Here is a 253-nt window from a genome sequence, read left to right as displayed (position 1 = left end):
ATGCTGCGACAGCGTCGCCAGCTGCTCGCTTTCGGCTTCCGCATAAGATCCGAGCTTGTACATGGCAACGCCGGTTGCGACCACGCCAGCTACAATTCCTACCGGCCCCATCATCAGGCCACCAACAGTTTCCACGGCTTTGCCGAAACCACCTAGAACGCTGACAGCGTTCGGAACCTCATAAAACGCAGCCTTGAGCGGGTTTCCACCCGCCATGACCATATCCAAAAACTTGTGGGCCTCATCAATCAGA

At 56.1% G+C, this 253-nt stretch carries 1 protein-coding gene; it reads right to left on the bottom strand.

Annotated features, from left to right (window positions below):
• A partial coding sequence (locus tag JN414_RS16620) for a hypothetical protein (RefSeq protein WP_202208898.1) occupies positions 1-253 on the bottom strand: 253 nt, incomplete at both ends.

The sequence above is a fragment of the Gluconobacter sp. Gdi genome (genome assembly GCF_014132155.1).
Taxonomy (GTDB): domain Bacteria; phylum Pseudomonadota; class Alphaproteobacteria; order Acetobacterales; family Acetobacteraceae; genus Gluconobacter.
Note: the sequence above shows the minus strand (reverse complement) of the source record. Positions and strands in the feature narration are given on the sequence as shown.